This is a genomic window from Aliikangiella coralliicola (genome assembly GCF_007004725.1).
Taxonomy (GTDB): Bacteria; Pseudomonadota; Gammaproteobacteria; order Enterobacterales; family Kangiellaceae; genus Aliikangiella; species Aliikangiella coralliicola.
Genome location: NZ_ML660164.1, coordinates 372,145 through 391,299 on the forward strand (window position 1 = coordinate 372,145; position 19,155 = coordinate 391,299).

Here is a 19,155-nt window from a genome sequence, read left to right on the forward strand (position 1 = left end):
GTTATTGTTATTGCCTCCGTTTAAAAATTAAAGATAGGTAAATGAGATTTATTGATAAAGTTGACTGTTAATTCCACTAATAAATTTTATTGGGTGATTTAGTTTTTGAGTGATTGAGTTATTGAGGGGCGAGTGCAAACACGTGCAGCGCGAGAAAATCGAAAAAAAGACAATAGATAAATATAGGAATTGGTAAGCCAAGCAATGTGCCAATAACGTAGTGTCTAAATTTCACGGCGGATAGAGCCAGTGCATAATTCAAAATAGGGACAGTCTGAAAAATCATTCGTAAAAACACGATGCTAGAAATCGGATACCTGTCAAGACGTTGAAAGAGCCTTTGGGCAATTGGACTTTCCAGCCCTCTGAGAGCGTCTTGCCCAAGAAAACGAATGATGCCGTAGGTTACCAGGCAAGATGAAACAGCTGCGACATAAGTGGCAAGACCTCCCGCAAATTTACCAAGTGTAATGACTGCAGCGGCTAAAAATATCCAACCGGGGATTTGGATCAGGTTTCCAACAGAAAATAACACAACAAAGATTAGCAGTCCCCAGAAAACATTGTTTTCAATCGTGTTTCGCAAAAAAGATAAATTAAAATTGTCGCGTAACCCGCTGACTTCAAACGCGAAGAGCAATAACACCAGAAATGCCAGTATTCCAGCTAGCTTGATAAGTTGCGGTTTTTTCAATGGGGTAAATAATTAGAATTTTGACGATATTATGCATGCAATTGCCGCCAACATCAAAAATTGCCGGTAGATAAATGATATTATATTTATACTTCAGGTTAATCAATGTCTCATGTTAGGGGCGGTAATGATTTATTGTCAATTATGACAACTTTATTGGAGGTGTTGATTTTCGCGCCAAGATTCGTGTTGTTGTTTACTCGTGACAAATTTGGCGGGTTTTCGGGTTTGCTAAAGTGTTCATTGGCGACTATTCTGAAAAGGCAGTTAATTTCAAATAATATTCGAAGGATATGAAAATACTAAAGTTAATTGGCATTCTTCTCACTGGTTGCTGGATCAAAGTCGTTTTAGCTGTTGATTATGAGACAAAAACACTTGCAAGTGAAACCGATGCGACTAACTTAAGTAATTATGTTTATTTTTATCAAGAAGCTAGTCCGTTAGGTCTCAACGAAGTAGTGAAGCTTAGTCATTCTCAGTGGAAAAAGAATAATACTCAAAACATAAATTTCGGCTACACTGACTCTTCCTATTGGCTACGAACCTCTTTCTATAATTCCGAAGAACAAACTAGCGCTTATTTCCTTGAAATTGCCTATCCGGTGTTAGATTTTCTTGATATCTATGTTATTAATTCCGATTCGCAAAAACATTATCAACTGGGTGATAAATACCCCTTTAACAATAGAGTCGTTCAGCACTACAATTTTCTGATTCCTATTAATGTCAAATCCAGGGAGCAGGTAACCGTTTTTATTCGTGTAAAATCTACTAGTGCGCTACAAGTACCTTTAAACTTATGGCCTAAAGAAAAGTTTTACGATGAAGATCAGTTTCGCTCAATTATTTTGGGCGTTTTTCTTGGCATAATATTGGTTATGGGACTTTATAATCTATTTGTTTACTACAAAATTAAAGATAATAATTATCTCTATTATGTTCTTTACGTTTTTTCAATTGGCATGTTTTTTTGTTCTTTGACTGGATTGTCATTCCAATATTTATGGCCGAACAATACTGTGTGGAATGACCATTTGATAGCTGTTTTTCTGAATTTTGCAATTTTGTTCGGTACTTTTTTTTCGCGAAAACTACTCGCGATTCGCCGAAGTCACCCTCAGCTGGATAAAGTCTTCTCATTTGCTATTTCTGCTGCTCTGGTGTGCCTGATTTTATGTACTCTGTTACCATATCAGCTGTTAATTCGCATTACGATTTACTTGGCAGTGTTCGTTTGCCTGCTTGGTTTAGTGAGTGGCATTATTCGATTGTTTGATGGCTATCCACTTGCTCGCTATTATACTTTCGCCTGGGCAGCTGTGTTAGTCGGTGGCATTATTTTGGCCGCTAATAAATTCGTTTTGCTGCCGAATAACTGGTTTACCGAACATGCAGCGATGATTGGGATTTCATTTGAGGTTGCTTGCCTATCCATTGCCATTGCTGAACGTGTGATGCAAGAAAGACGTATGCGTTTTAAGGCTCAAAATACGTTATTGCATTTTCACCGAAGAAATAGTCAGGAATTAGAAAAAAGGGTGAAAGAGCGCACTGAAGACCTGGAGTCTCTTAACCGAAAGCTGAAAGAAGCTAACAACACCGATGCACTCACTCTAATAAATAATCGGCGTTATTTCGAAAAAGCCTTTAAAGAAGAGTATGCTCGCTGTCGCCGATTTAAGCATAATTTGTCGGTATTGATGATTGATATCGACTATTTTAAAAAAGTGAATGATAATTATGGGCATCAGGCTGGCGATGCCTGTCTAACTTTGGTAGCGCAGGTGTTACTGCAGTCAGCACAAAGAACCAGTGATTTCGTCGCTCGTTACGGGGGGGAAGAATTTTGTGTTTTCGCACCTGAAACTCATGCGGATCAGGGAGTAACATTTGCGGAAAAAATCAGAAATAACGTAGAGCAAATGGAATTTATGTTTAATGAACAAATCATTCCCGTTACCGTGAGCATTGGTCTCTGCTGTGAGATTCCTGAAGGAGAGACTTATGAAGAACATCTTAGACAAGCTGACGAAGCGCTATATCAAGCAAAAACCAACGGACGCAACCGAGTTGAAATGGCAAAGGCCAAATCAATTCATAACTCATAATTGATAATTCATAAACATCGCCTCACACCAAGCGCGCGCCATTATTCCAAAACTCCCTAAGTTGATTGGTGATATCGCTAATTGAACGACAAGGTGTAATTCGCCAGTGCTCAGGCATTAGTTTTTGATAGTCGTGCCGCCTGAATCGGGGATCAACCAGAACGACAACGCCGCGATCGTTTTCTGAACGGATTACACGACCTGCAGTTTGTTGTACCCGGGTAAAACCAGGAAACTGATAAGCGTACTGATAGCCGTTAAGCCCACGATTATTGAAGTGTTGGTCAATTTGTTTTTGTTCTTCGCTGGGCTGGGGCATGCCAGTGCCGATAACAATAGTGCCGTTGAGACTATCACCTTGATAGTCGACGCCTTCGGCAAATATCCCGCCCATTATAGCGAAACCAATTGCAGGCTGCTCTGATTGAAAAAAGGTGTGCAGAAAATCTTCCCGTTGTTTGTCGTCACTATTAACGACTTGTTTAACAATATGAATGTCGGGATAATTTTTCTGAAATAAATCAATGGATTTATTGAGGTAGTCATAAGAGGGGAAAAAAGCGAGATATTTACCTGGTGAGCTAGAATAAACCTGAGCAATCATTTTTATCAACTGACTGAGTGAGGTGTCCCGATTTCGCCAACGCGTGTCAATGTAATCACAGCGTAAAGTTAATTGGTTTTCTGGTGGAAAGATAGCAGGGAGACTTAATGCTGATGTGCTGTCCTTGAACCCTGTCAATTGTTGATAGTATGAAATTGGATTAAGCGTGGCAGAAAAGCCAATAACCGTTCGGGCCGTTTTCAGTTTCAGCTTTAGAAATTCAGATGCGTCTAAACACATGATGCGCAGTTTTTTTTCTAGTGATTTCCTTCCACCATATCCGTGCTGAACTTTGGCCAGACTCACATGAGACTCAGTGTAAAGTTCACTAATAATATAGGTACGGTAAACTTGTTTTATCCATTCACTCAGTCCTTCAGGTTCATTATTAAACATGTCACTTTCGTTGGGGCGAAGATTGACCTCAACGGGTAACTGACGTTGAGATGAGGAAGGTTCTTGCTCGCTATCTTGTAGTTTTAGTTCTCCAAGTAAGTGAATGACCATCTCCAAAGACTTTAAAATTTTGGTCGGTGGAGCTTCGAGTACCTGGTTTTCATCAGCGATTGTTGCCAGACTTCGCGTCAACTTCTGTACCCGCCGTTTTAGATCGGGATAACTCTGCAGTTGTTTTGCTATCGACTTTGTCAGCGCCATTGATAAACTAGCAGAATACATTTCACGAGCTCGTTCCTGCAGGTTATGAAGTTCGTCTATGAGAATAACTCTACTCGTGCCTTTATGATCAAATACGCTGAGTCGCGTCATAGGGTCGAAATAATAATTAAAATCACAGATGACTATGCTGGCCCAGGGAATCATCTGAAGGCTCAATTCAAATGGGCACAAATTGTTATCAGCAGCGATCACCTGAATATTTTCAGGCTTTAAGTTTCGTTTTTGCAAGCATTCGAGTCGTGCGCGAGGGAGACGATCATAAAAGCCGACAGTTTTGCGACAAATACCTTGTTCGTTCAGACAGGCGCGTTGTTGGTTTATATCACTGGAGCGACAGGGGCAACTTTTATCTTTTGCCTGAATAATCAGGTAATCAATGTTGAGCCCATGATTTTGAAGTTGCTCGATAGTCTTTGTGGCGACATTTTGAGTTGAACCTTTCGCGGTTAAATACACAATTTGTTCAGCAATTTCTTCTCCCATCGCTTTAACCGATGGAAAAATAGTGCTGATAGTTTTTCCAATACCAGTCGGTGCTTCGACAATGAGTTGTGTTTTATCTCGAATACTTCGATAAACCTGACGAGCAAAATGATGTTGGCCATCGCGGTATTGCTCAAAAGGAAACGCGAGTTTTTTTGAAGTTTTGATAACCTTCAGTTTGTGGGTCTGTAGCTTCTTATACCAATCAAGATAAATACTCAATAAGTGAAAAGTGAAATTTTCCAACTCGCTTATCGTACAGATCTGGATTTCGCTAAATGTCTCTTTTTCTGCCAGGTTATACCAGGTCACTTTGACATCAAGTTTATCTGGAAGTTGGTCCTTTAGGTTGTCTTGGTTATCTGTTTCTTTGCTAACTGTTTCTTGACTAGCTAGAGATTGTGTCTGAATATGCTGTTCTACCGAGTGGTTTCCCAGATGCAACCAGTAAAGGTATGCATACACTTTTGCTTGCGCCCAGTGAAGCAGCTGTTTAGTTTCTGGAATTTTTTCTGGTGAGTGATAACTGGTTTTTATTTCTTCAATGATGATGTGGTCGTTGTGATGGTAAAGTAGATCTAATCGACCTTGGATAGTCACCTCAAAACCGTGCATCGCTATGATTTGCTTCAAACGAAACTCTGGCTGCCAATCTTCACCACGGGATTTTTGAATCTTTTGATGACCGATAATCCCTTCAAGACTAGATGGGCCGGCGATACTTTCAAATAGAAGATCGCCGGTACGGGCGCTGAACTCCACAAGTTCTCGTACACTAAGACGAAGCTTATTTCTGTTATCGCCACTCAACGTGGATTACTCTGTGAGGAATATGATGCTGGTGAAAAAACTGCATCCAACGGATTTGATTTTTTTGCAGCCTGTCACCGGGACCTTTTACTTCAATGAGCTCATAGCCACCACCTTCAGGAAAAAATATCAAGTCAGGAAAACCCGAACGATTAGCCCTTAAGTCACTCCAAAGTCGCTGGAAAACCGCCTGCCAGTGATGGTTTGGAATTTCAGTTAGGGCTTTTTTAATTAACGGTGTGTCGAGTGATTGAGTGTAAATAAATGGTGAAACGATAGTCGATTTATCTCGCCAAAGTGCCAAAATTTCATCGATATTTTGATTGATATCTTTTAATTGGCTAACGGCTTTCTCATACGGCGTTTTTCGGTTTAGCAGAAAATCAGATTCATACAGATCGTGAGGCCTGGATTGAAAGGGATGAGTGAAAGCACCTTTTACTGGCGCGAAAATAACATCCCAGAAATGGAGTCCGAATAAGCCACAAAATAATGCGTTCTCCACGTAAAAGCAGTCACCCTGAGATGAAAAATAGTCGACAACGTCAAGCTCTACACACTCGTCGCCTTGTCCAATAGAAATCGTTTCAGCGTGAGGTTGGTATTGTTCTGGTTTGGCCCACTTAACCTGGTGTTTTTTAGCCGTTCGATAGCCAAACTCTTTGGCGAAAATTAACTCACTTTCATCAATTGGAGAATCGATGATTTGCTCACAGATTGTTAACGCCGGCTTAATCTCTTCTTTTTTTACCAGGATTCTGGCAGTGCGCTCTCTTGCAGGCGGTAATTGACATTTTGCGTAAAGCTGTAATGCGTCATCCCATTCTTCAAGCCTCTCTAATTGACGCGCTAAAGCCAGGTTAACTCGTTCTATTCGCCGCGCGAGAATATTGTCGACTTTATCCGATCGGGGAAGTTGTTGATGGAGGTTTAAAATAGCGCCTTTTTCTCGACTCATAATCTCATCGAGTTCTTGAATTTTTTCGTAGTAACTCAGGTAATTGTCAATTTCTTTTCTGTCATTAAACAAACGAGAGTTTTTATCAATCAGGTAGTTTTCAAATTGATACAATCCTAAGTCTCTTAACACAAAGTCGGTGAGATCCTGATTGAGGTTACCGAAAAATAACAACTTGTAGCTGTCAAATAATTGCGGCTGGCTTATCTCATAAAAATTTTCTTCAATTTGTTGAACCAGCAATTGTGCGACTTCTGCTTCAAGTTGTTCAAACTCTAATAAAGTTGCTTCCAGTTCGGCACGTTTGAGTTTTTTTAATTCTGCAATCAAGTTTTTATCAAATTGAAAGCTGGTTAGTATTTTGAGTAACTCCGGTTTACTAAATAAAGGCGTGACTTCGCTTAACTGGAGTTCGGGATCAATGTGAATTAACTGAACATTGGCTAATTCTTCTGCAGCAGCGGTTGTGTCTGGAATTTCCTGGTAATTCAGTTTACTGCAACGAAAAATATCTCCCTTGCGAGTGAGCATACGCACATAGAGTTTTTGAGCGACTGATGAAAGCGATTTAAATGTGTGATGAAAGTTTTGTTCTTGAGCAGATAGCAAGTCTTGATACTGTTCGAAAACAAAATCAATTAACTCAACAAAGTTGGTTAAATAATACCCTTGAGGAAGTTGTATCGCCATCAGGCCGTTGTTTGTCGCTATATTAATGATTAGTCTGCGGCATTCTAACATTTTTACGCCAGATGGCGAGTTGTAAGGGAAAGGGCAATAACTTCCAATATTTTTCAGGAGAAGAGGCTAGGGGCCAAAGGAAAAAGAGGCCATGATTAGTCACATAAAATGCACTTCGGTTAGGTTGTAATGTGTCATGAAACTGGATGGTTTTTAACCGGTATCCTTGCCAGTTTAGTCACTGAGCAGATAATGGTGAAATCCAGTCGATGCAATGACCTGTTATATCTTTTGCGAATGTTCGCTCAATATAACGCCAATTAGGCGTGTTATCGTGGCAACTAGCGGCATAAGTCGCTCATTTTGTTAGATTTCAGACTATCTGTGGATTTATTCCTGAGACAAATATCTGTATAATTCGCGCCGTCTCCAGTACCAGACCTAAAAAGCCGCTCGGATTAGAAGCTTAAAATAGCTGATTAAAAATAATTCGATCAAAAAAGGTAACTTTGGGCTGATCGACGGTGGTTCATGGTTCATTGAGTGCTTTGGCACAAGCTTAAGTATTTTGAGATATGGTTTTTTCATCCCTGAGAATCATACTTAATCACCGGAGAATTAGTCAAAATAGCTGTGAGAGTGCTAATCTTATTCTATAGGATTTAAAAGATTGAGGTGTTTCAATTTTAAGCCTAACCGGGTTTGAGAGAGCCGGGTTAAACAATAATAATAGCTGGCAGTGGTGTTTAACAGAGAAAATCCAGGCACCAGATAAAAAATAGCCGCAACCGAAATACCCTGGTCTGAAATCATTAAAAAACGAGGATTCAGAGAGTGTTACAAGCGTACCGTGAACATGTCCGTGAAAGAGCCGAGCAAGGCATCGTCCCCAAGCCCCTGTCAGCTGAGCAAATGGCTGACCTTGTCGAATTATTAAAAGCGCCACCTACCGGTGAAGAAGAGTTTCTACTTGATTTGTTAACTAACCGTGTTCCTGCGGGAGTAGATGAAGCAGCCTATATTAAGGCAGGCTTTTTGACCGCAGTTACTAAAGGTGATGTATCGTCGCCAATTGTTGATAAGACTCATGCGACAAAATTGTTGGGGACCATGTTAGGTGGTTATAACATCGCTACTTTGGTCGAATTGCTTGATTCTGCTGATTTAGCCGAAGTTGCCGCGGAGCAGCTTAAAGGCACTTTGTTAATGTTTGATGCATTTCATGATGTCGCAGACAAGGCGAAAGCAGGAAATGAAAATGCAAAATCGGTTATCCAGAGCTGGGCTGATGCAGAATGGTTTAAGTCACGGGATCCGCTGGCTGAGAAAATCACGCTAACCGTATTTAAAGTACCTGGTGAAACCAATACCGATGACCTTTCTCCGGCACAAGATGCATGGTCACGCCCGGATATCCCATTACACGCTTTGGCAATGCTTAAAAATCCACGTGAGGGTTTAGAAGGTAATCCGCTAGAAGTTATTGAAGAGCTTAAAAAGAAAGGACACCCGGTAGCTTACGTCGGTGATGTTGTTGGTACTGGATCATCGCGAAAGTCAGCGACTAACTCTGTACTTTGGCTAATGGGAGACGATATTCCTCATATTCCGAATAAGCGTGATGGTGGTTTTGTTCTAGGCAGCAAAATTGCACCGATTTTCTTCAATACCATGGAAGACGCGGGCGCGCTCCCAGTTGAAGTGGATGTTTCTCAGCTTGAAATGGGCGATGTCATTGATATTTATCCTTATGCTGGAAAAATCGAAAAAGCCGGTGAGCAAATTGCAGAGTTTCAGTTGAAGACTGACGTTTTGCTTGATGAAGTTCAGGCTGGTGGCAGAATTCCTCTTATTATCGGCAGAGGCCTGACCGCGAAAGCGAGAGATTTCCTTGGCTTGGAACCTGCTGAATTTTTCCGCAAACCTGCGTTAATTGAAGATTCTGGTAAAGGTTTCTCTCTTGGTCAAAAAATGGTTGGTAAAGCGTGCGGCGTTGCAGGTATTCGTCCAGGACAATACTGCGAGCCAACGATGACGACAGTTGGATCACAAGATACTACCGGCCCAATGACACGTGACGAGTTGAAAGATCTGGCATGTTTAGGCTTTTCAGCTGATTTGACGATGCAATCCTTCTGTCACACCGCGGCTTATCCTAAGCCTGTTGACATCGACACCCAGCACACCCTACCTGATTTTATTATGAACCGTGGCGGAGTTTCGTTGCGACCGGGCGATGGTATTATTCATAGCTGGTTAAATCGCATGTTGTTACCTGACACTGTTGGTACAGGTGGTGACTCGCACACTAGATTTCCTATCGGTATTTCCTTTCCGGCTGGTTCCGGATTGGTTGCTTTCGCGGCCGCTACAGGTGTGATGCCGCTGGATATGCCTGAATCTGTTCTGGTTCGCTTTAAAGGGGAAATGCAGCAAGGCGTTACATTACGTGACTTGGTGAATGCAATACCTTACGCCGCAATCCAGGAAGGATTATTGACGGTGGAAAAAGAAGGTAAAAAGAATATCTTCTCTGGTCGTATCCTCGAAATTGAAGGTTTGCCACACTTAAAAGTAGAGCAAGCGTTTGAATTATCCGACGCATCTGCTGAGCGAAGTGCCGCGGGCTGTACGATTAAACTCGATCAAGAACCGATCGTTGAATACCTTAATTCAAACATCACGATGCTCAAGTGGATGATCAAGGAAGGCTACGGTGATGCGCGCACAATTAGCCGCAGAATTGAGAGTATGGAAAACTGGTTAGCTAATCCAGAATTAATGGAAGGGGACGCAGACGCTGAATATGCTGCGGTCATTGAAATCGATTTAAACGAAATCAAGGAGCCTATTCTGGCGTGTCCTAATGATCCTGATGATGTTAAACCGCTATCTGAAGTTCAGGGCGACAAAATTGATGAAGTATTTATCGGTAGCTGTATGACCAATATCGGCCACTACCGTGCAGCAGGTAAATTGTTGCAAAAAACGGATTCTATTCCAACACGTCTTTGGATTGCGCCACCAACCAAAATGGACGAACATCAATTGATGCAGGAAGGTTACTATAATATTTTCGCCACGGCGGGCGCTCGTACTGAAATGCCGGGTTGTTCACTCTGTATGGGAAATCAGGCGAGGGTAGCTGCTAATTCGACAGTTGTTTCCACTTCAACTCGTAACTTCCCGAACCGATTAGGTAATGGAGCGAATGTTTACCTGGCATCTGCTGAACTTGCGGCAGTTGCATCAATTTTGGGTAAATTGCCGACGGTTGAAGAATATATGAGTTATGCTGCCGATCTCGATACTATGGCTGATGATATCTATCGTTACCTCAACTTCCATGAAATCGAAGATTTCAAAAAATCTGCGGCGCAAATAACGCTACCGGTGCAAAATAAGGTTTATGTTGGTTAACAAATCTTGAGTTTCACCTTAAAAGCACTCTTCGGAGTGCTTTTTTTATTGAAATCGTTTGAATGTCGATTCAGACGAATAAACACTCATTAAAGGAAATCTGTGCATGACTGAAGAAGAAAATCCTTCTGAAGACAGCTTGAAATTTTGGTTGCAGCATATTGAAAGCTTTCATCCGGCTGATATCAAACTTGGTTTGGACAGGATCAAGCTGGTTGCTGAGCAAATCGGTCTTTTCACAAATGCTGGTCTTTTCGCAAGTACTGGCAGCGAAAGCAGAGAAGCAGGCGGTGAATTTAACGGTACTTCATCAGCCGCTCAAGCAGCAGAGAAACAACCTAAAATAATTATTGTCGGTGGCACGAACGGCAAGGGAAGCTGTGTCGCGATGCTCGAGTCTTTATGTTTGACTAATAATTATTCGGTTGGGTGTTATACATCGCCGCATCTACTGGATTTTAATGAGAGAATTAGAATCAATGGACAGATGGTCACTGATGATGTTCTGGTTGAGGCTTTCAAATCGATTGAGCAGAAAAGACAACAGGTTGCGCTGACATTTTTTGAATTTACGACGTTAGCTGCGCTAGTGGTATTTCGGCAATTTCCTTTAGATTTAATCGTATTGGAAGTGGGATTGGGTGGTCGGCAGGATGCCACTAATTTTGTTGAACCCGATTTGTCAGTCATTACAACAATTGATATCGATCATACGGACTGGTTGAGTAATGACATCGACCGAATTGCCTATGAAAAAGCGGGCATTATGCGCATGGATAAAACTACACTGGTTGGTGATCAGAAAAGCTATGCGCTGTTGAATAAGGTTGTGCCGGAGTTTTGTCATCAGGCTCATGTGGTCGAGAACGCACATCACGAGCTAGCAAAAAAATTAACTTCAGAACAAGATAATCCCTATCAATTATTACCACAGAACCTGCTTTTAGCGAAAACCGCATTCGAGTCCGTGCTTGGTGTTGAGCTGAATGACCAGAACTTTTTCAATGCGCTCAGGTCTATCAAGATTAATGGACGCTTTCAGCAAGTTGATGTTGGTACTAATGACGTAATGAACAATAATATCGGCCCGGTTATTGTTGATGTGGCCCATAACGCGCAAGCTGCTGGTAACCTGGCGAAGCAGTTGGAACGATTTGTTCAAAGTAACAACATTAGTCGAGTCACAGCAATTTGTGGCATGATGGCTGATAAAGCTGTCAGTGACGTCTTAGAAACTTTGTCTTCGCAGATTAATCACTGGTGTTTTGTTGATCTCGATATGCCGAGAGCCATGGAATCATCGCAACTGCTCACGCTTCATCGAGAATTACAGTTGAAATCATCTGCGGCAATATTTATCAGTGTTAAAGAAGCGTTTGATTCTATTGTTAAGTCGTCGCTTGATAGCGAGGTTAATTCTGGTCAAACTATGAATAAAGCTGATGAGCTGGTGTTGGTATTTGGTTCTTTTATTACTGTTGCCAATATGCTCAGGTATGCACAGAAAAAATAGACATAAATCGCGTATTTGCAGAGTTGATCAAAATTGCAGGCTTGATCGAAATTACGGGGTTGATCAAAGTCATCTCAAAAGATATTTTGAGAGACCTGCTAATAAATTGTATCGTTCAGGGTAGAGAATAAAGTGGAAAATAGTTTAAAACAGCGAATAGTAGGTGCCATTGTATTAATTGCATTGGCAGTCATTTTTTTACCTTCGATACTAAAAGAAAAATCTAAGACTGAGCCTTTTCAAACTCAAATTCCGGATAAGCCAGCCTCATTGGTTGAAAATAAAGTTCCAGACGAAGTTGTGGATGACATTCAGCAAACGCGCAAAACCCTGGATAAGTTAGAAAATAGTCAAAGGAAATCAAAAACGACCGATCAGAAATCCCTCGCAGATAATCAATCAAACAGTTCGACAAGTGCTTCGCAGGAAAAAGCGGTAGAACCTAATACTGAACTGTCAAAATCGACTAAAACAGAAATAAAAACTGTCAAGTCGGATGTAGATAAGACTGTTCCAGCTAAAGTAGTCCCTAAAAAAATTGTTAAACAAAGCCCTGAAAATCAAAAGGTTAAAACCGCTGCAGCTGAAACCATAGGGCCTCAATTCAAAGATGCCGCCTGGGTTATTCAGGTGGCGAGTTTTTCGAGTAAAGATAACGCTGTAAGAATGGTCGAAAAACTGAAAAAGGCCGGTCACAAAGCTTACCGCAGGAAAGGCACCAACGGTCGAAATAAGTCGATCTACCGAATTTTTGTCGGTCCTTTCATCGAAAAGTCTCGCGCTGCCAAAGATTTAGATAAAGTGGCGAAGGTCACTGACAATAAAGGCATTTTACTCCCATTTGATCCAACCAGACATTAGCACTTCTTTTACCCAGAATGACGTTGAATTCGGTCCTATTGTTGAAAAAAGGGCCGATGATCTTGATGATCGATAGCGCATTTTTGCAGAGTTTAACGCCAGATTACCGATAATTCACATATTTTCCGTCTGATAAACTGATTTACTAATTTGCTTGCTGACTTACCCTGAACTAATTTGATAGAATTCGCCTACCAAAGTTATTGAGATATTTACAATATGCAGTGGGTCGACTGGGCGATTCTGATAGTAATAGGGCTATCGGCTGGTATTAGCTTGATGCGAGGATTTGTCAGAGAAGCGCTTTCGTTAGCTGGCTGGGTCATTGCATTTTTTGTCGCCAAAGGCTTTTATCAGGACTTTTCAGTCTTACTTAATGACCATATTGAAACACCAAGTTTGCGTTACGCGGTAGCCTGGGCAAGTCTTTTCATCATCACTTTAACCGCGACTGGTCTGGTCAATTATATTATTGGTCAATTAGTTGAAAAAGCAGGTTTGAGTGGAATGGATCGAATTATGGGCATGGCGTTTGGCGCATTGCGCGGCGTGCTAGTGGTATCCCTTGTTGTCATTGGGTTACGCGTGTTTACGCCGGTTGAACAAGATCCCTGGTGGCGACAGTCTCAATTGATTCCTCACGTTGAAATCATTGGTAATTGGTTCTACGATCATTTTAAAGATTCCATTCCTAAGGTTAATCCTGAACTACCTTTCGGAAATGAATCCTGACTCTTAAACAAAGGTTTATAGTTATGTGCGGTATTGTCGGTATTTACGCTTCTTCCCCCGTTAATCAAGGATTATATGATGCATTAACTGTGTTACAACACAGAGGCCAGGACGCCGCAGGAATTGTCACTGAAAAAGAAGGGAAAATGTATCTTCGTAAAGCTAATGGACTAGTCAAAGATGTTTTTCATACCCGGCATATGCGTCGGTTGCAAGGTAACATAGGCGTTGGCCATGTGCGTTATCCAACCGCTGGATGCGCCAGTTCTGCTGAAGCTCAACCGCTTTATGTTAACTCGCCCTATGGTATCGTGCTAGCGCATAACGGAAACCTGACTAATCAAGAGCAACTCAAAAAAGAGCTTTACCGCACTGATCGACGCCACATTAACACCAGTTCTGACTCTGAAATTTTATTAAATGTATTTGCCCACGAGTTACAGAAGACTTCACAAGACAAACTTACCCCTGAGGTCATATTTAACGCCATTAAAAAGGTATATCAACGTTGCAAAGGTGGATTTGCTGCGGTGGCTTTAATTACCGGGCACGGAATGGTTTGTTTTCGCGACCCTAACGGTATACGCCCAATTGTTTTCGGCAAGAGAGAAACCGGCGGGAAAACAGAGTATATGGTCGCGTCTGAGAGTGTTGCCTTAGATACATTAGAGTTTGATCTGGTACGTGATGTTAACCCCGGTGAAGCGATTTATATCGATGAGAATGGAGAGCTTCATACTGAACAGTGCACCGAAGCCCATGAACTAAGCCCTTGTATTTTCGAGCATGTCTACCTGGCGCGACCTGATTCAATAATGGATGATGTCTCTGTCTATCGTGCACGCTTAAGAATGGGTGAAAAACTGGCTGACAAGATCATGCGAGTTTGGCCTGATCATGATATTGATGTGGTTATTCCTATCCCCGATACTTCAACCACCAGTGCAATTGAGCTTGCTTCAAACCTCAACGTAAAACTACGTCATGGATTTGTGAAAAATCGCTATATTGGCCGAACTTTTATTATGCCGGGCCAGCAAATGCGTAAAAAGTCGGTAAAACAAAAACTCAATGCGATAGGACTTGAGTTCAAGGGAAAAAATGTTTTATTGATGGATGACTCCATCGTGCGCGGAACCACCAGCCAACAAATTGTCGAAATGGCGCGAGAAGCAGGGGCGAAAAAGGTTTATTTTGCTTCAGCAGCACCGGCGGTTAGATACCCTAATGTTTATGGTATTGATATGCCTTCTGCCAAAGAGTTGATTGCACACGATAGAACTGAAAAAGAGGTTGAGCAATTGATAGGTGCGGATAAATTGATCTACCAGGACTTAGAAGATTTGGTAGAAACCTGCCGAGAAGGTAATCCAAAAATTAACCGCTTTGATACATCGGTATTCGATGGTCAGTATATTACAGGTGATATCGACGGCGCTTACCTCGAAGCGCTCGATAACAAAAGAAATGATTTAGCGAAAAATTCCAGTGGAATTGAAAAAGTTGACGACGATATGGACCAGAGTGACGACTCGATTATTGGTCTTCATAACGTCGGTGGCGCTTAAGTGCTTGCCTGGTTGTCACGTAAAATTTTAGTGTTGAGAGGTTGGACTTTAATCGGTCAACCTCCCGCATTAAATCAATATGTTGCTATTGTTGCGCCGCATACATCTAACTGGGACTTTTTTTTATTTTTATTGATGAAATTTTCATTTCGTCTGAAAGTCAGCTTTATTGGTAAGCATACTATTTTTGTCTGGCCTATCGGTTGGGCTTTAAGAAGACTAGGCGGAATTCCAGTTAATCGTTCGGCGAAACATAATGTTGTTGACACTATTGTTGAAGCTTTTAACCAGAACGAAAAAATGATATTTGCGATTTCTCCCGAAGGAACGCGTAGCTATAAAGATCATTGGAAATCTGGTTTTTATCATATTGCCCTAAGTGCAGGGGTGCCGGTACAGACTTGCTTTTTGGATACGACTAAAAAGCAAATAGGTTTTGGGCCTTTGGTTACATTGACCGGTGATAAAAGTAAAGATTTAGACGAGTTTCAGGAAATTTACCATAATAAAAAGGGGATTAAACCCGAGTTGTTCAGTCAGATCCAATTTAAGTAAGTCAGGATCTGTTCTGAATTGTTGGATCAGGTGAACTAATTTGAATGCCGTTTTTTGAGAGGCAAAACAACGGCATAAAACTAGATAGAATAGGTTGCTCTCGATTTATCGACGGTTAGGAAACGCGCAACAATAACAAAATTCAGGGATAACTAATTGCTTACAAAGTATCGTCTGATTTATCTCATTATTCTTGTCATAAGTCTGGCTTGCGGCTGGGCGAAAGCTAATTCATTTGATCACCGAGTTAATAAAGCATTTAAAATTCAAAATCTTTCCATAGAAAATGGATTGTCGCAAAGTGTGGCCATCGACATCGTCCAGGATGCTGATGGTTACATCTGGATAGCAACAGAAGACGGTGTGAATCGGTTTAACGGTTACGAGTTCGACGTTTTCCAGAACATCCATAGTGACCCTTACTCATTGCACGAAAACTACGTGACTGCTTTACTAGAAGATCCCCGTGGCGGCGTTTGGATGGGCACTAAAAATGGCTTAAGTTTTTTTGACTCTGCAAGTCGAAAATTTACCAACTATTCTTCAGGAAAAGTTGACCGTCTCGCTTCGATTTATGCGCTCGCTCATGGTAAAGATAACCAGGTTTTTATCGGCTCGGACAATGGTCTGTTTTTACTTGATAGAGAAACATCGGGCATTAGTGAGTTTACTTCACAATCCGGAAAAATAATTGACGAGGAGGTCAGAGCCTTTAGTCGTGCCGGCGATCAACTCTGGGTTGCTAGTTCTACTTGTCTTTACCAAATATCACTTGAAAATTTCAAGATGAAAAGCTTTTGTGATAAAACTTTAGCGGCTGTTTTTGATACCGGCGTTGTTATTGCGTTAGCTAACAACAATGGAGCAATTTGGCTTGGTAAAAGTGATGGTTTATATAAATTATCACCTGATAGCCTGGAATGGAAATATTTTCAACACGAAGAAAATAATTCAAACTCCTTAAGCGCAAACTTTGTTCAGGACCTGGCCTTCGACGAAGCTGGAAACCTTTGGGTTGCAACAACTCGCGGGTTAAATTTATTCGACACCGAAGAATCAACGATTACCCGCTATGAGCATAAAGTTTATGACGCAGATGGATTATCAACTCACGATGTCCTTTCATTACTCATCGATAACACCGGATTAATCTGGATTGGCACTCATACTAAAGGCGTTGATATTCTTGTGCCGGAGAAAAAGCAGTTTGAGCACATACTCACTCGATCCGATTTAGCCGAGTTTCATATGGATAATTCTGTCTTCGGAATGGCTAAAGATAGAAACGAAAATATTTGGGCCGCGACCTTTGGCGCAGGTTTGATAAAGCTTGATTTGATGACTGGTGAAACTTCACTGCCATACCGCGAACAGCTTGCTGAACTTGAAGTAACGCCCGATCATATTTATAGCCTGACTATCGATTCCCAGGAACTTTTATGGGTGGGAACGATGAGTGGATTAGCCATCGTCGATTTAAAAACAGAAAAAGCTTATGGCACACAATTATTTGCGCAAGGCGAAAAAATATACTCCAGACATTTTATCCATGGCATCTACGAAGATCATTCTGGTCAATTATGGCTAGCGACCAGCTCTGGATTGTACCTGGTTGACCGACTTGTGACGAAAGAAGGTTTAATAGAGTTACATGTGATTAATAAGCAACATGAACTACCCTATAGCTTTAAAGACCGAAGTAGCGAAGTGCTCTGCTTTTTGCAGACACGAGATGGTAGCTACTGGGTTGGTGGTAATACAGGCTTGTTAAAATATTCAACTCAAAAAAAGAAGTGGATTCATTTCGAGTTTGAAGCTGAAAACCCGCAATCGATTTCCAGTGACTACATTCAGGTAATATTTGAAGATAGCCGAGGAATTTTGTGGGTTGGGACCGCTAATGGGCTTAACAAAGTTCATCGTGATAATGAGGATGAAATCTATTTTGAGAGAATCACCAAAGAGGAAGGACTACCCAGTAACGGAATTTATGGAATATTAGAAGATCGGCAAAAACAAATCTGGATTTCTACAACATTCAACCTGGTTCGTTACTCCGAATATAGTGACACTATGCATACTTTTCAGCGGGATGATGGTTTGTCGAGCGACGAATTTAATTTCGGTTCTGCTTTTATTGACGATGAAGGTTTGTTGTATTTTGGAAGTATCAATGGCATTACGATTATTGATAGCCGCTTTAATGCAAAAGTTGAAAAAAATGAAGCGCTAAAACTAACCGAAGTGACGGTAGGGCAGAGAGAAGTAGATGTCTATGCACTAAACCATTCGAAGTCACCGGTTATTTATCAATATGATAACGAAGCAACCATCAAAATTTCGGTGGCAGAACTTTACTATCGTAAACTTGGCGCACCATCTTACCGCTACCGAATTCTTGGCCTGGAAGATAAATGGGTTTACACCGGAAAAGAAAGGAGCTTTGTTTTAGCTGGTTTATCTGAAGGAAAATACTTACTCGACATTCAATCAAAAATAGGCAATGGCGACTGGTCCTCTAAAACTTTGAGATTAACTTTACTGGTTCAGGCTGATTTCTGGAAAGGGCGTAATGCCATTTATCTGGTTGTCGCCAGCTCGGTCATTTTAGCATTTGTCATTTTTTTATTGATTAAGCGTCATTTTTTGCGTCAAGTTCACAAGGTGGAAAACAGGCTGAAAATGGAAACGATTCGGCTTAAAGACTTAAAGAAAAGAAATAGTACACTAAAATCAGAATTAAATGAGAAGCAAAACCTTATTAGCGCGATGACTGAAGAAATCGATACGTCATCGAAAAAATTGGAAAGCCATAATTTTCGTGATCCTATCACCGGTTTTTACCGCTTTCAGAGCATTGCCAAAATGCTGTCTCAGGAGACAACAGAGAATGGTTTGCCGCACAGTTTCAACCTGGTAATGGTTATTCAGTTGAGCGATCTTCAAAAAGTAGAAAGTAACAATGGAGTAATTTGTGCTGCAGAGATGTGTTCCCACGTTGCAACAGAATTAAGAAAGATGACGCCGGCGAATTTGCATATTAGTGCTTTAGATAAAGACGCTTTTGTGGTTATGGGGAACTCGATTCAACACAAAAATCTCAGTTCAACATTGTTCGCAGTAAGAAATAAAATTGAGCGTAGCCAAATTGCCATTGCTAACGATGTTTTTGTACAAACCCGCGTCGCAGCGTCTTACTTTGAAATTTACCCGGACAAAATTAATAATTTAAAAGACCTGGTTGATTTAGCGACATTGCTGATTAGTTTGCATAATAAAAATAATACCGGCGAAGTCGCAAAATTAATGCGAGTAGATCTCAATAAACCGATTAATAGTTACAGCGGGTACAGTCAAAGTAATGACGGGCTACGGTCGAGCCAAATAGCAGAATTAGTTGAACTCAATGATGTTACGTTACACTTTTTATAGGTGTCTGGTGACAATGAAAGGCGAATAAATGAATAATCAAAAAATATTGGAATGC

The 19,155-nt window shown here is 41.1% G+C and carries 11 protein-coding genes; 8 read left to right on the plus strand and 3 right to left on the minus strand.

From position 1 onward, the window contains the following. Nucleotides 1–118: 118 nt before the first annotated feature. Nucleotides 119–694 carry a TVP38/TMEM64 family protein gene (locus tag FLL46_RS12835; RefSeq protein WP_142893962.1) on the minus strand — a complete coding sequence of 192 codons (576 nt, stop codon included), beginning with the start codon at nt 692–694 and terminating at the stop codon, nt 119–121. Nucleotides 695–987: 293 nt separating this feature from the next. Here FLL46_RS12835 and FLL46_RS12840 point away from each other — a divergent pair, with 293 nt between their 5' ends. Then, nucleotides 988–2,805 (plus strand): sensor domain-containing diguanylate cyclase, encoded by a 1,818-nt coding sequence (locus tag FLL46_RS12840; protein WP_142893964.1) that lies wholly within the window; start codon nt 988–990, stop codon nt 2,803–2,805. A 22-nt stretch (nt 2,806–2,827) separates the two neighbouring features. Here the strand turns inward: FLL46_RS12840 and FLL46_RS12845 are convergent, their stop codons facing one another. After that, on the minus strand, nt 2,828–5,332 hold the full coding sequence (locus FLL46_RS12845; protein ID WP_142893966.1) for an ATP-dependent DNA helicase: 2,505 nt from the start codon (nt 5,330–5,332) through the stop codon (nt 2,828–2,830). A gap of 34 nt (nt 5,333–5,366) precedes the next feature. Further along, nucleotides 5,367–7,079 (minus strand): VRR-NUC domain-containing protein, encoded by a 1,713-nt coding sequence (locus tag FLL46_RS12850; protein ID WP_142893968.1) that lies wholly within the window; start codon nt 7,077–7,079, stop codon nt 5,367–5,369. A gap of 774 nt (nt 7,080–7,853) precedes the next feature. Between FLL46_RS12850 and acnB the strand changes: the two genes are divergently transcribed. The 7 genes from acnB to FLL46_RS12885 all read left to right on the plus strand — a co-directional run bounded on the left by acnB (nt 7,854) and on the right by FLL46_RS12885 (nt 19,100). Beyond that, nucleotides 7,854–10,439, plus strand: a complete 2,586-nt coding sequence (acnB, locus tag FLL46_RS12855) for a bifunctional aconitate hydratase 2/2-methylisocitrate dehydratase (RefSeq protein ID WP_142893970.1) — start codon at nt 7,854–7,856, stop codon at nt 10,437–10,439. A 106-nt stretch (nt 10,440–10,545) separates the two neighbouring features. Further along, a complete protein-coding gene (locus FLL46_RS12860) occupies nt 10,546–11,952 on the plus strand; it encodes a bifunctional folylpolyglutamate synthase/dihydrofolate synthase (protein ID WP_142893972.1) in 1,407 nt (468 codons plus the stop codon). A 132-nt stretch (nt 11,953–12,084) separates the two neighbouring features. Then, nucleotides 12,085–12,813: an SPOR domain-containing protein gene (locus FLL46_RS12865; protein ID WP_168204146.1), complete on the plus strand. Its 729-nt coding sequence runs from the start codon at nt 12,085–12,087 to the stop codon at nt 12,811–12,813. 219 nt (nt 12,814–13,032) lie between these two features. Next, the gene (locus FLL46_RS12870) at nt 13,033–13,545 is read left to right on the plus strand and encodes a CvpA family protein (protein WP_142893976.1); all 513 of its coding nucleotides are present in this window, start codon (nt 13,033–13,035) and stop codon (nt 13,543–13,545) included. Between the two features lie 23 nt (nt 13,546–13,568). Then, the gene (gene purF / locus FLL46_RS12875) at nt 13,569–15,113 is read left to right on the plus strand and encodes an amidophosphoribosyltransferase (protein ID WP_142893978.1); all 1,545 of its coding nucleotides are present in this window, start codon (nt 13,569–13,571) and stop codon (nt 15,111–15,113) included. After that, nucleotides 15,114–15,668, plus strand: a complete 555-nt coding sequence (locus FLL46_RS12880; protein WP_142893980.1) for a lysophospholipid acyltransferase family protein — start codon at nt 15,114–15,116, stop codon at nt 15,666–15,668. A gap of 156 nt (nt 15,669–15,824) precedes the next feature. Further along, nucleotides 15,825–19,100, plus strand: coding sequence for a ligand-binding sensor domain-containing protein (locus tag FLL46_RS12885; protein WP_142893982.1), 3,276 nt, complete (start codon nt 15,825–15,827; stop codon nt 19,098–19,100). The last annotated feature ends 55 nt before the right edge of the window (nt 19,101–19,155 follow it).